This window comes from Halomonas sp. Bachu 37, from assembly GCF_039691755.1.
Classification (GTDB): Bacteria; Pseudomonadota; Gammaproteobacteria; order Pseudomonadales; family Halomonadaceae; genus Vreelandella; species Vreelandella kashgarensis.
Genome location: NZ_CP137552.1, coordinates 2,162,347 through 2,175,887, shown reverse-complemented (window position 1 = coordinate 2,175,887; position 13,541 = coordinate 2,162,347). Strand labels below are relative to the sequence as shown.

The following is a 13,541-nucleotide window of genomic DNA, read 5'->3' as shown; positions in this document are numbered from 1 at the left end:
ATGCTCCGGCGCGTTTACCTGGTGGCCGGTGAGCTTTCCGGCGACATCCTGGGCGCCGGTCTGATGCGCGAGCTGAAATCGCGCCATCCTGATATCGAGTTTCGCGGAATCGGCGGCCCACGTATGCTGGCGCAAGGGATCGATAGCCGCTTTCCCCTGGAAACCCTGTCAGTCATGGGCCTGGTCGAAGTGCTCAAGCACCTGCCCGGCCTGCTGCGGGTGCGCCGCGAGCTGCAACGCGATGCCTTCGCTTGGCAGCCGGACATCATGATCGGCATCGATGCGCCAGACTTCAACCTGGGGCTCGAGCGCAAGCTTCGCGAGCGTGGTATTCCCACCGCCCACTATGTCAGCCCCTCGGTGTGGGCGTGGCGCCAGGGGCGGGTCAAGGGTATCGCCCGCAGTGTCGACGCCATGTTGACCCTGTTGCCGTTCGAGGCCGAGTTCTATCGCGAGCATCGGGTGCCGGTGGCCTTCGTCGGCCATCCCCTGGCAGATGAAATGCCGCTGGAAACGGACCGCGACCAGGCGCGGCAAGCGCTCGGCCTGGGGCTGGATGACCCCGTCGTGGCGGTTCTGCCCGGCTCGCGTTCCAATGAAATCCGCTTTCTGGGCGAGACTTTCCTGCAGGCCGCCGAACAGTTGTGCAATGCGCGACCCGGCCTGCAGATCGTCATTCCCGCAGCCACTGATCTGCGTCGTCGGGAGATCGAGCGGTTGTTGCAAGACAAGCCGGCGCTCAACGATGCGGTAGCGCTGCTCGACGGCCACTCCCGCGAGGCGATGGTGGCAAGCGACGTGGTGCTGCTGGCCTCGGGAACCGCAGCGCTGGAGGCGATGCTGTGCCACCGCCCCATGGTGGTGGCCTACAAGCTGGCGGCGGCGACTCACTGGCTGGCCCAGCGCCTGGTCAAAAGCCAGTGGATTTCGCTGCCCAACCTGATCGCCCGCGAGACGCTGGTCCCGGAATTGATCCAGCAGGCGGCGGAGCCAACCGCCATCGCTGACCGCTTGGGAGCTATGCTGGATGATAGCGACGCACGCCAGGCGCTAGAAGCACGCTTTGCCGACCTGCATGAGTTGCTGCAGCGGGGTGCCAGCGCCCGGGCCGCCGATGCCATCGAAGCGCTGGCCGCCGGAGAACCCTTGCCGGGGACGAGCCATGAGCGATGAACTGACCACTGCTTGGCCTCCCCTGGTGATCGAGTACCCCGGTCGCTGGCTGGCGGGCGTGGACGAGGTCGGCCGTGGTCCGCTGGTGGGGACCGTGGTCGCGGCGGCGGTGATCCTCAACCCCGACGACCCCATCGAGGGCTTGACCGACTCCAAGAAGCTGTCGGCGAAGCGCCGCGAACAGCTGGATCATGAGATCCGCACCCGCGCCTTGGCCTTCGCCATTGCCGAGGCGTCGGCCGAGGAGGTGGATACCTTGAACATCTATCATGCGACTCACCTAGCCATGCGTCGTGCCATAGACGCCCTGTGCCCGGCCGCCGAATATCTGCTGGTCGACGGCAACCGGCTGCCCGGTCATGCGCTGCCGGGTCAGGCCGTGGTCAAGGGCGATGCCCGGCATGCGGCCATCGCCGCGGCGTCGATACTGGCGAAGGTCGCGCGGGATGCCCAGATGGCGGTGCTCGAAGTGCGCTATCCCGGCTACGGTTTCGCCCGGCACAAGGGCTATCCCACCCGCGAGCACCTGGCTGCCCTGGAGCGGCTGGGGCCGATACCCGAGCATCGGCGTAGCTTCGCCCCGGTACAGTGTCAGTTGGAGCTGATCGCGCCGTCGTGAATCCGCAGGGTGGGAATTTGCCACCCGGGCCCCAGCCATTTCATTTTGCTATTTACCGAGTTGCCCCATGACGGTTCCCTTTGTTCATCTGCGTTTGCATACCGAGTACTCCCTGGTCGATGGCTTGCTCAGGCTGAAACCCCTGCTCAATACGACCGCCGAGCAGAACATGCCGGCCGTGGCGGTTACGGACGAAACCAATCTCTTCGCCCTGGTGAAGTTCTACAAGGGCGCCCAGGGAGCCGGACTCAAACCGATCATCGGCTCGGACGTGTGGCTGCACAATCCGCATGACGAAACTCACCCGTACCGCCTGACCCTGCTGGCGATGAACGACACTGGCTATCGCAACCTGACCGAGCTGATCTCGCGCGGCTGGATGCAAGGGCAGAGCCAGGGGCGGGCGATACTCGACCGTCAGTGGGTGCTGGATCAGAGCGAGGGTCTGATCGCCCTTTCCGGTGGCCGCGACGGCGACATCGGCCGGCACCTGCTGTCCGAGCACTACCGCGAAGCCCAGGCGCTGCTGGACGAGTGGCAGGCCGCATTCCCCGATCGCTATTACCTGGAGCTGACGCGTACCGGTCGCCCGCTTGAGGAAGCCTGTGTGCACGAGAGCGTCAAGCTGGCCCTGGCGACAGGCGTACCGGTGGTGGCGACCAACGACGTGCGCTTTCTCGAGCGCGAGGACTTCTGGGCCCACGAGACCCGGGTGGCGATCGGCGAAGGCCGGGCGCTGGATGACCCGCGCCGCGAGCGTCGCTACACCGAGGAGCAGTACCTCAAGAGTCCGGCGGAGATGGCGGAGCTGTTCGCCGACATCCCCGAGGCGCTGGAAAACAGCGTGATGATCGCCGAGCGCTGCAACGTCGACGTGCGCCTGGGCGAGATATTCCTGCCGGAATTCGAGATTCCCGAGGGCATGACCCAGGACGAGTTCTTTCGCAAGGTGTCCCATGATGGCCTGACCGAGCGCCTGGATTTTCTCTATCCCGCCGACCGCTATCCCCGCGATGGTAGCGAGTACGCCGAGATCGACGTGCGCTATCGCCAGCGGCTGGACTTCGAGCTCGATATCATCCTGCAGATGGGCTTCCCCGGCTACTTCCTGATCGTCATGGACTTCATCCAGTGGGCCAAGGACAACGATGTGCCGGTGGGGCCGGGGCGCGGTTCCGGTGCCGGCTCGCTGGTGGCCTACGCGCAGAAGATCACCGATCTCGACCCGCTGGAATACGACCTGCTGTTCGAGCGCTTCCTCAACCCCGAGCGGGTATCGATGCCCGACTTCGACGTCGACTTCTGCATGGAGAAGCGCGACAAGGTGATCGAGTACGTGGCCGACCGCTACGGACGCGATGCCGTCTCGCAGATCGTCACCTTCGGCACCATGGCGGCCAAGGCGGTGGTGCGCGACGTGGCCCGCGCCCAGGGCAAGCCCTATTCGCTGGGCGACAAGCTTTCCAAGCTGATTCCGTTCGAAGTGGGTATGACCCTGGCCAAGGCCATCGAGGCGGAGCCGGCGCTAAAGGAGTATCTCGAGGCCGACGAAGAGGCCGCCGAAATATGGGAAATGGCGCTCAAGCTGGAAGGCGTTACCCGCGGCACCGGCAAGCACGCTGGCGGGGTGGTGATCGCGCCGACCAAGCTTACCGACTTCTCGCCCCTGCTGTGCGATGACGAGGGCAACGGCCTGGTAGTGCAGTTCGACAAGAACGATATCGAGGAAGCGGGGCTGGTGAAGTTCGACTTTCTCGGCCTGCGGACCCTGACCATCATCGACTGGGCTCTGGAGATGGTCGACAAGGTACGCGAAGTCAACGGTCAGGGGCCGCTGAATATCGATACCATCCCGCTGGACGACGCGCCCACCTTCGACATGCTCAAGCGGGCCGAGACCACGGCGGTATTCCAGCTCGAATCCCGCGGCATGAAGGAGTTGATCAAGCGCCTGCTGCCCGACTCGCTGGAGGACATGATCGCTCTGGTGGCGTTGTTCCGCCCCGGGCCGCTGCAGTCGGGCATGGTCGACGACTTCATCAACCGCAAGCACGGCCGTGCCGAAATTTCTTATCCACACCCCGATTATCAGCATGAGCTGTTGAAACCCGTGCTGGAGCCGACCTACGGCATCATCCTGTATCAGGAACAGGTCATGCAGATTGCCCAGGTGCTGGCGGGCTACAGCCTGGGCCAGGCCGACATGCTGCGCCGGGCGATGGGCAAGAAGAAGCCCGAGGAGATGGCCAAGCAGCGCGATGGTTTCATGGAAGGTTGTGCGGCCAATGGGATCGACAAGGATCTTGCCGGCAACATCTTCGATCTGGTAGAGAAATTTGCCGGCTACGGCTTCAACAAGTCGCACTCGGCGGCCTACGGCCTGGTCTCGTACCAGACCGCCTGGCTCAAGGCGCACTATCCGGGCCCGTTCATGGCGGCGGTGATCTCCACCGAGATGGACAACCTCGACAAGGTGGTTCCGCTGATCGAGGAGTGTCGTCACCTCAAGCTCACCGTGACGCCGCCGGATGTCAATGTCGGCGGCTACAAGTTCACCGTCGATGACGAGGGGCGGGTGGTCTACGGCCTGGGTGCCATTCGCGGCGTCGGCGAGGGGCCTATCGGCGCCATCGTCGACGCCCGCGAAAAGGACGGCCCGTTTGTCGATATTTTCGATTTCTGCCGCCGGGTCGATCCCAAGCGCATGAACAAGCGCACCCTGGAAGCGCTGATTCGTGCCGGCGCCCTGGATACCCTCGGGCCGAACCGGGCGGTACTCTGCGCGGCGCTGGAGGACGCGCTGAAGGCCGCGGCCCAGAACCAGGCCAACCAGAACCTCGGCATGCTCGACATGTTCGGCGAGGCCTTCGTCGATGAAAGCCAGGCCGATGGCTATGCCGATTATCGGCACACCCGGGAGTGGACGGATCGCGAGCGCTTAGCCGGCGAGAAAGTCACTCTCGGCCTTTATCTGACCGGCCACCCCATCGACGAGTACGAGAACGAGCTCAAGCGCTTTGTCTCCACCCGCATCAGTGACCTGAGGCCCACTCGCGAGTCGCAGCGGATAGCCGGGCTGGTGGTTGGAGTACGGACGATGAAGTCCAAGCGCGGCGACACCATGGCGTTTCTGACCCTGGATGACCGTACCGGGCGTATCGAGGTGTCGCTGTTCGGCGAACTGTTCGAACAGCTGCGCAGTCAGATCGATGCCGACCAGGTGCTGATCGTCGAGGGGGAGGTTTCCAGCGATGACTACTCCGGCGGTCTGCGTATGCGCAGCAAGGATGTCACGCCAATGCTGGAAGCGCGTCGGCGTTATGCCCAGGCGGTGGAGCTGGCCCTCGATGGCGCTCGGGTCAATGGGCGACTGGTGGAAAGCCTGCGCGATAGCCTGACGCCCTATCGCGATGAACAGGGGCTCCCCGTTCGCCTGCAGTACCGCAACGCCGAGGCCTGCGGCTGGCTCGAGCTGGCCGCCGAATGGAAGGTGGCGCCCAGCGATGACCTGCTTCTGGCGTTGCAGGATGTCCAGGGTCAGGCCGGTGTACAGTTGCGCTACCGTTGAACCAGACGAACCCCCGCCTTGCGTGGCAGGGCCAGGGTGCGATAATGCCGATATTGATTGTTCGTTCCGACAAGGCTTAGCCGATGAACCCCAACTATCTCGATTTTGAACAGCCCATTGCCGAGTTGCAGGCGAAGATTGAAGAGCTGCGCCTGGTAAGCTCCGACAGCCAGGTCAACTTGAGCGATGAAGTGGCACGTCTGGAAGAGAAGAGTCGCAAGCTGACCGAGTCGATCTTCAAGGATCTCAGCGCTTGGCAGGTCTCGCAGCTGTCGCGTCACCCCCAGCGGCCCTACACGCTCGATTACCTCGAGCATGTCTTCACCGATTTCGACGAGCTTCACGGCGACCGTCATTTCGCCGACGATGCCGCCATCGTCGGCGGTGTGGCCCGACTCGACGATCGCCCGGTCATGGTAATCGGGCACCAGAAGGGGCGCGACGTCAAGGAGAAGGTGCGGCGCAACTTCGGCATGCCACGGCCCGAGGGGTACCGCAAGGCGTGTCGCCTGATGGAAATGGCCGAGCGTTTCGACATGCCGGTGCTGACCTTCATCGATACCCCAGGGGCCTATCCGGGCATCGATGCCGAGGAGCGCGGCCAGTCGGAAGCCATCGCCTACAACCTGGCGGTGATGTCCCGCCTGAAGACACCGATCGTTTCCACGGTAGTGGGCGAGGGCGGCTCAGGCGGCGCCCTGGCGATCGGCGTCTGTGACGAGCTGCACATGCTGCAGTATTCGACCTATTCGGTCATCTCGCCCGAGGGCTGCGCATCGATCCTGTGGAAGAGCGCCGACAAGGCGCCGGAAGCCGCCCAGGCGATGGGCATTACCGCCGAACGCCTCAAGGAACTCGGCTTCGTCGACAGCCTGATCAAGGAGCCGCTGGGTGGTGCGCACCAGCACCCGCTGAGCACCGCCGATCGGGTCAAGGAGGCGCTATTGAGCAGTCTCGAGCGTCTGCAGGGCATGGATACCGACACCTTGCTGGAACGGCGTTACCAGCGTTTGATGAGCTATGGCGCGCCAGCCGCCTGATACGCTTTACGCCCTCGTCGATAACGCCCTGGCCGATACTTCGCCGGGGCGTGTTGTTTGGGTGGCGCTCTCCGGCGGGCTGGACTCGTCGCTGCTGCTGAATGTGGCGGCCGAGGTGTGCCGAGCCAGGTCACTGGTCTTGCACGCGCTGCATATCGATCATGGCCTGCAAGCGGCGGCGGCGGATTTCGTCGCGCACTGTCAGCGGCTATGCGCTGAGCTGGACGTCCCGCTGCATGTCGAACGGGTTCAGGTGGACTTGGATGGCCAGGGGCTGGAAGGGGCCGCCCGTCAGGCGCGCTATGCGGCTTTTTCACGTCTCGTGAATACTGGCGATACGTTGATGCTGGCCCAGCACTGCACCGATCAGGCGGAAACCTTCATGCTGGCGGCGCTGCGGGGCAGCGGTATACGCGGTCTGGCAGGCATGCCCGAGCGGCGACGGTGGAAGGGTATCGATATAGTACGACCTTGGCTTGCGATGTCACGCGGCGAGCTGGAGGTGCAGGCCAAGAGGCGGGGTCTTGCCTGGGTGGAAGACCCCAGCAATGAGGATACTGGCCCGGCCCGGAATTTCCTGCGTCGACGCGTCATGCCGCTGCTGGCCGAACGCTGGCCGCACGCGGCGCAGTCGCTGGCCCAGGCGGCGCGTCAGGCGGGTGAGGCCGATGCCCTGCTGCAGGAGCTCTCGGAAGAGGACCTGGCCGCGGCGGGCAATGATCCGGGGCGCCTGGACGTGGCCGCGCTCAAGGTCTTGTCTCCGGGGCGCCAGCGGCTGTTGCTGCGTCATGCTTGCCGTATTCTCCTGCTGCCCACACCGCCACGCGAGCGCCTTGAAACCCTGTTGGAACAGCTCGATGCCGGGGATGATACTCAGGTTCGCGTGGCATGGCCCGGAACGGAGGCGCGGCGTTGGCGCGGCGGGCTCTATCTGATGGTGCCACAGTCTCCCTTGAGCCCCGCAGAGTCCCGCTGGCAAGCCCGCTGGAACGGGCGAGATGCGCTGGAAACTCCGCTGGGGTGGTTGCGTCTAGGGGTGTCGTCAACGGCTGACTTGACCGTCACGTGGCGCAAGGGAGGGGAAATATTGACGCTGGCGGAGCGGGGCCGGCGCGATCTAAAGCGCTTGCTGCAGGAGTCCGGGCTGCCCCCGTGGGAGCGGAAGCGGGTTTTGGTGGTATCGGCAAGCGGTGATTGCGTGGCGGCGCTACGTCCGCCGGATGAAGTACTGTTTCAGGCCAAGGGCTGGGATTTCAAGCCGTATTGCTTCTAGACACTTTGATGCTCAGGGTGAAACCGACGGCTTCGAGATAAGCTTGCTCCTGCTCCAGGTCGGTCAGCAGCAGGGTGGGCTCATCCGAGGCGGGCAGGGTGAGCTGCATGGCGTCGCCTTCCAGGGCAACGGCAGGCAGCGCAGGCGGCTGCTCCGGGCGCGAGTGGTTGAGAATCACCGCCAGGCGCAGCAGACGAGCCAGGCGGGCGTAGGCGCACTGCAACGGCTTGGGTAGCGACTGCAATTCCTTGAGCGGGAACTTGCGTCGATGGGCACGTACCAGAAACGCCAGCAGCTGCTGTTCGGGCCGGGAAAAACCGCCCAGATCCGAGTGTTCCAGCAGATAGGCGCCATGGCGATGGAACTGGCTATGGGAGATGGCCAGCCCGATCTCGTGCAACTGGCACGCCCACGTCAGGTAGTGCCCTTGAGTCTCGCTCAGTTGCCATGCTTGCTGAACTAGCTCGAACAGCGCCTGCCCGGTGGCAACGACGTTATCCGCCTGACGCGCATCGATGTCGTAACAGCGCTTGAGATTCTCCAGGCTCTTCAGGCGCGAATCCTCGGCACTGTTGCGTCCGGCCATGTCGTACAGCACACCTTCGCGCAGGGCACCGTCGGCAAAGCGCATCTGCTTCAGCTCGAACGCTTCGAAGATGGCGGTGAGGATGGCGACGCCAGCGGGAAAGACCTTGGCCCGGTCGGGTTTCAGACCATCCAGCGCTACCTTGTCCAGTTGCTTGAACTTGAGCAGGCGCTCGCGCAGCTTGCGCAGCCCGTCGCGGGTGATCGTGCCCTCCTGATGGGTATCGCCGTAGGCGGCTAGTACGCTGGCAACCGCCTTGATGGTGCCGCTGGAACCCACCGGGTCATCCCAGCCCAGCCGCTGGTAGGGACGCTGGATGTTGGCCAGTTCCGACAGGGCGGCCAGTTCGGCGCGACGCATGCGCTTCTCGGACAACTCCCCCCCGGCGAAGAAGCGACTGCTGTAGGTCACGCAGCCCATGCGCAAGCTCTCCAGCGCCTTGGGCTCGAACGCTTCGCCGATGATGAACTCGGTGGAGCCGCCACCGATATCCACGATCAGGCGGCGGCCATTCTCGGCCAGGGCATGCGCCGCGCCCAGATAGATCAGCCGCGCCTCTTCGCGTCCAGCGATGATCTCGATGGAATGGCCGAGCTGCGCTTCGGCCCGCTCGATGAAGGCCTGGCTGTTTTCGGCATCGCGCAGGGCGTTGGTGCCCACGATCCGCAAATATTGCGGCTCGATATCCTGCAGAAAGGGGGCAAAGCGACCCAGGCAATCCAGGGCCCGCTGGATCGCCTCCTCGCCGAGGATGCCGTGTTCGTCCAGGCCAGCGGCAAGCTGTACCTTCTCCCCCAGCCGGGCGACTACTTGCAGGCGCTCGTCTCGATAGTTGGCCACCAGCAGGTGGAAGCTATTGGAGCCCAGGTCTATTGCCGCCAGTCGGCGGGGCGATGATTGGGCGGGATCGGATTCCAGAGGAGGGAAGGCGGGGGGCGAGGTGTCCGTGGGCATGAGCTATCCTTCGTATTGGCTTAGCCAAGGTTGGGGGCGGGCCCCGCTATTGTCAATTCCCCGTGATGGGGTATGCTTGCGTTTAGCCCGGCCCTTGACTACCATCGTGCCACTGGCCTGATCCGCAGCATTCGATCAACCATGGCGCCCGAACAATAAGCCCTTGTTCCTGGTATGCTCTGGTTACGGTTTTGTTCTCGATGCGTCCCGAATTCGCGGCTCAACCCGCATCATGATTGACTCGCGCTAATCGTGGATTCATCAGGCGGTTCTCGGAGCCGGCCTTGATAACATCTGGCTTGTTAGTTTAAGAACCTCTAGTCGCAGTTGGCGGCGTTACATTCAAGTCGTCAGATAGCCTTCTGATCCAGTCACATCGTTCCCGGACGGGTCAGACAACACGTGTCAGCATCCTCGAGCTGAGCTGGATCATCCGCTTCAGCCGACGTCCCTTTATACTAGCGCGTGCCCTTACGGCTTCTGAACGCATCACACGGCGGTTTTCCTCGCCTCCTGTCTATTTCGGCGCCTGGCGCCAGCTTCCATGAGCAATGTTCTAACACACCGATGAATCTCACCGAACTCAAGCAAAAATCCGTTCCCGAGCTGCTGGAAATCGCCCGCGAGATGGGCATCGATAACCTGGCTCGTTCGCGCAAGCAGGACATCATCTTCGCTATCCTCAAGAAACACGCCAAGAGCGGTGAGGATATCTATGGCGATGGTGTGCTGGAAATTCTCCAGGATGGCTTCGGCTTCCTGCGCAGCGCAGACAGCTCGTATCTCGCCGGGCCCGACGACATCTACGTCTCGCCATCCCAGATCCGTCGCTTCAACCTGCGCAAGGGCGACTCCATTGCCGGCAAGATTCGGCCGCCCAAGGAGGGCGAGCGCTATTTTGCCCTGCTCAAGGTCAGCCAGATCAACTTCGACCGGCCGGAAAACGCCAAGCACAAGATTCTCTTCGAGAACCTGACGCCGCTGTTTCCGGATGATCGGTTGCGCATGGAGATCGGCAACGGTTCCACCGAGGATCTGACCGCGCGCATCATCGACCTTACCGCCCCGATCGGCAAGGGCCAGCGCGGGCTGCTGGTCTCGCCGCCCAAGGCGGGCAAGACGTTGATGCTGCAGAACATCGCCACCTCGATCACGCGTAATAATCCCGAATGCCATCTGATCGTGCTGCTGATCGACGAGCGTCCGGAAGAAGTCACCGAGATGTCGCGCACCGTGCGCGGCGAAGTGGTGGCCTCGACCTTCGACGAGCCGCCGGCACGACACGTTCAGGTCGCGGAAATGGTGATCGAAAAGGCCAAGCGCCTGGTCGAGCACAAGAAGGACGTGGTGATCCTGCTCGATTCCATCACCCGCCTGGCGCGCGCCTACAACACCGTGGTGCCCAGCTCCGGCAAGGTGCTGACCGGTGGTGTCGACGCCCACGCTCTCGAGAAGCCCAAGCGCTTCTTCGGCGCGGCGCGCAACATCGAAGAAGGCGGCAGCCTGACCATCATCGCCACCGCGCTGGTGGATACCGGCTCGAAGATGGACGAAGTCATCTTCGAGGAGTTCAAGGGCACCGGTAACATGGAAGCGCATCTCGACCGCAAGCTGGCGGAGCGGCGCGTGTTCCCGGCGATCAATATCCGCCGCAGCGGCACCCGGCGTGAAGACCTGCTGGCGTCCGAGGACGAGATGCAGCGCATGTGGATTTTGCGCAAGCTCTTGAATCCGATGGAAGACACGGCGGCAACCGAGTTTCTGATCGACCGCCTCAAGGATACCAAGACCAACCTGGAATTCTTCGAAGCCATGAAGCGCCGTTGATGACGCTGATGACGGCGTTGGCGACAGGACGTTGTGGATAGTAAGTGGAGCTTTGCCGTGAAGTACAAGGATCTGCGCGATTTCATTGCCGCACTGGAGGCGGCGGGCGAGCTCAAGCGAGTCACCGCTGAAGTCGACCCCTATCTGGAAATCACCGAGATCTGCGACCGCACGTTGCGCGCTCAGGGGCCGGCGTTGCTGTTCGAGAACGTCAAGGGGCACGATATGCCCTTGCTGGGCAACCTGTTCGGCACGCCCAGGCGAGTCGCTCTGGGGATGGGGCAGGACTCGGTAGAGGCGCTGCGCGAAGTCGGCAAGCTGCTGGCGTTTCTCAAGGAGCCCGACCCCCCCAAGGGATTGAAGGACGCCTGGGACAAGCTGCCCATCTTCAAGCAGGTGATGAGCATGGGGCCGAAGACGGTACGCAGCGCCCCCGTTCAGGAGATGGTGTACGAAGGGGATGCGGTCGACCTGGACCGCCTGCCGATCCAGCACTGCTGGCCGGGCGACGCCGCACCGCTGGTGACCTGGCCACTGGTGATCACCCGGGGGCCGCACAAGAAACGCCAGAACCTGGGTATCTATCGTCAGCAGAAGCTCGGCAAGAACCGCCTGATCATGCGCTGGCTTTCCCATCGTGGCGGGGCGCTGGATTTTCAGGAATTTCAGAAGGCCCACCCCGGCGAACCCTTTCCGGTCGCGGTGGCGCTGGGCGCCGACCCGGCGACGATTCTGGGCGCGGTGACTCCGGTACCCGATACGCTGTCGGAATACGCCTTCGCCGGCCTGTTGCGAGGATCGCGCACCGAGCTGGTCAAGTGCGGCCACGCCGACCTCGAGGTGCCGGCATCGAGCGAGATCATTCTCGAAGGGTTTATCTACCCCGATGACATGGCAGCGGAAGGTCCCTTCGGCGATCACACCGGTTATTACAACGAAGTCGACCGTTTTCCGGTGTTTACCGTCACCCGCATGACGCAGCGGCGCGACGCCATCTATCACTCCACCTATACCGGGCGTCCGCCCGACGAGCCGGCGATTCTGGGGGTGGCGCTCAATGAAGTCTTCGTGCCCATCCTGAACAAGCAGTTTCCCGAGATCGTCGATTTTTACCTGCCACCCGAGGGCTGCTCCTACCGCATGGCGGTAGTGACCATGAAAAAGCAGTATCCGGGCCACGCCAAGCGCGTGATGATGGGCGTATGGAGTTTTCTGCGCCAGTTCATGTATACCAAGTTCGTCATCGTGCTTGATGACGACGTCGACGCACGCAATTGGGAAGACGTGGTCTGGGCGATTACCACGCGCATGGACCCGGCCCGCGATACCGTGATGGTGGAAAATACTCCCATCGACTATCTCGATTTCGCCTCGCCGGTATCCGGCCTGGGCTCGAAAATGGGACTCGATGCCACCAACAAATGGCCCGGCGAGACCGACCGAGAGTGGGGTACCCCCATCGTCATGGATGACGCGGTCAAGACGCGAGTGAACGAACGTTGGGCGGAGCTGGGTATCGACATTCCCCTGCCGGCGGAGCGCCATGGCGGTTGAGTTCCGCCCAGGGCGGCACCAGTGATATCGCTTCATGTGCTCTGGCTGAAACAGCTGGCACCCGACACCATAATGCACCCCGACAAGAGGCTTTCATGAGCGCAAGGATTCTGACTTGCCAAGTCATCGCCGTTGAAGATCTCAACCCCGACGTCTACGGCGTGACGCTGCAAGGGCGTGACGAAGCCATGCGGCACGCCCCAGGCCAGTACCTGGAGCTGAAGCTGGACGACGACCTTTGGGTGCCGTTTTCCATCGCCGATGCCTATCGCGGTGACGGCAAGCTGGAGTTGCATATCCAGCACTGGCCGGAGCGGGAGAACTCCGCGCGGCTGCGTGAGATGCTCAAGGTGGCCAATCAGCTGATCGTGCGCCTGCCCGGTGGCGAATGCGTGCTGGATGTGACCAGCCGACGCCCCTTGCTGTTGATCGCGGCGGGTACCGGTTTCGCCCAGATGAAGGCCATCCTTGAGGCCGCCCTGGCAGCGGACCCGCAACGTGAGGTGTCGCTCTGGTGGGCTGCACGGGAGCGGCGCGACTTCTATCACGAGGCGCTGGCCTATGAGTGGACCCGAAAATGGCCGCGCGTCCACTTTCATGCCGTCACCGAGATGGCCCCGGAAGAGGCGCTACCCGACTCGGAGCGGGTCGAGCACTCCCTGGGGCGCATCGATACGGTGCTCGACAGGGAGCTCGATGACGTCAGCGGACACGACGTCTACCTTTCCGGCTCCCCGGGCATGGTCTATGCCTGCATCGACGTCCTGGCGAACAAGGGCGTGAAGGAGGAGCAGGTATTTTCCGATGTATTCTCCTATGCCCCCCGCGAGCCCTTGTTGGTGAAAACCAGATAATACGTGAAGGCCAAGCAAGGCAGCGTCAGCGAATCGGGAGTGATTGCAGATCGTTTGTTGGGTAACATGGAACTCCCCTGAGCAGGTCACCTT

9 protein-coding genes are annotated in these 13,541 nt (G+C 63.2%); 8 read left to right on the top strand and 1 reads right to left on the bottom strand.

Annotation, left to right across the window (positions count from 1 at the left end):
- The 5 genes from lpxB (at window position 1) to tilS (ending at window position 7,673) form a co-directional block, all read left to right on the top strand.
- Window positions 1-1,173, top strand: a complete 1,173-nt coding sequence (lpxB, locus tag R5M92_RS09965; protein ID WP_346795778.1) for a lipid-A-disaccharide synthase — start codon at window positions 1-3, stop codon at window positions 1,171-1,173.
- The gene (gene rnhB / locus R5M92_RS09960; RefSeq protein ID WP_346795777.1) at window positions 1,163-1,792 is read left to right on the top strand and encodes a ribonuclease HII; all 630 of its coding nucleotides are present in this window, start codon (window positions 1,163-1,165) and stop codon (window positions 1,790-1,792) included. Before lpxB ends, rnhB begins: the two co-directional genes overlap by 11 nt.
- 67 nt (window positions 1,793-1,859) lie before the next feature.
- Window positions 1,860-5,360, top strand: a complete 3,501-nt coding sequence (dnaE, locus tag R5M92_RS09955; RefSeq protein ID WP_346795776.1) for a DNA polymerase III subunit alpha — start codon at window positions 1,860-1,862, stop codon at window positions 5,358-5,360.
- Between the two features lie 83 nt (window positions 5,361-5,443).
- Window positions 5,444-6,400 (top strand): acetyl-CoA carboxylase carboxyl transferase subunit alpha, encoded by a 957-nt coding sequence (gene accA / locus R5M92_RS09950; RefSeq protein WP_346795775.1) that lies wholly within the window; start codon window positions 5,444-5,446, stop codon window positions 6,398-6,400.
- Complete coding sequence (gene tilS / locus R5M92_RS09945; RefSeq protein ID WP_346795774.1) at window positions 6,381-7,673, top strand: tRNA lysidine(34) synthetase TilS; 1,293 nt, start codon at window positions 6,381-6,383, stop codon at window positions 7,671-7,673. Before accA ends, tilS begins: the two co-directional genes overlap by 20 nt.
- On the opposite strand, the gene ppx is transcribed toward tilS, so the two are convergent.
- Window positions 7,654-9,213 (bottom strand): exopolyphosphatase, encoded by a 1,560-nt coding sequence (gene ppx, locus R5M92_RS09940; protein ID WP_346795773.1) that lies wholly within the window; start codon window positions 9,211-9,213, stop codon window positions 7,654-7,656. The genes tilS and ppx overlap by 20 nt on opposite strands.
- A 567-nt stretch (window positions 9,214-9,780) precedes the next feature.
- Between ppx and rho the strand changes: the two genes are divergently transcribed.
- The 3 genes from rho (at window position 9,781) to R5M92_RS09925 (ending at window position 13,448) form a co-directional block, all read left to right on the top strand.
- On the top strand, window positions 9,781-11,040 hold the full coding sequence (gene rho / locus R5M92_RS09935) for a transcription termination factor Rho (protein WP_346795772.1): 1,260 nt from the start codon (window positions 9,781-9,783) through the stop codon (window positions 11,038-11,040).
- Window positions 11,041-11,097: 57 nt separating this feature from the next.
- Window positions 11,098-12,594: a 4-hydroxy-3-polyprenylbenzoate decarboxylase gene (gene ubiD / locus R5M92_RS09930; RefSeq protein ID WP_346795771.1), complete on the top strand. Its 1,497-nt coding sequence runs from the start codon at window positions 11,098-11,100 to the stop codon at window positions 12,592-12,594.
- Window positions 12,595-12,689: 95 nt separating this feature from the next.
- On the top strand, window positions 12,690-13,448 hold the full coding sequence (locus tag R5M92_RS09925; RefSeq protein WP_346795770.1) for an FAD-binding oxidoreductase: 759 nt from the start codon (window positions 12,690-12,692) through the stop codon (window positions 13,446-13,448).
- Window positions 13,449-13,541: the final 93 nt, after the last annotated feature.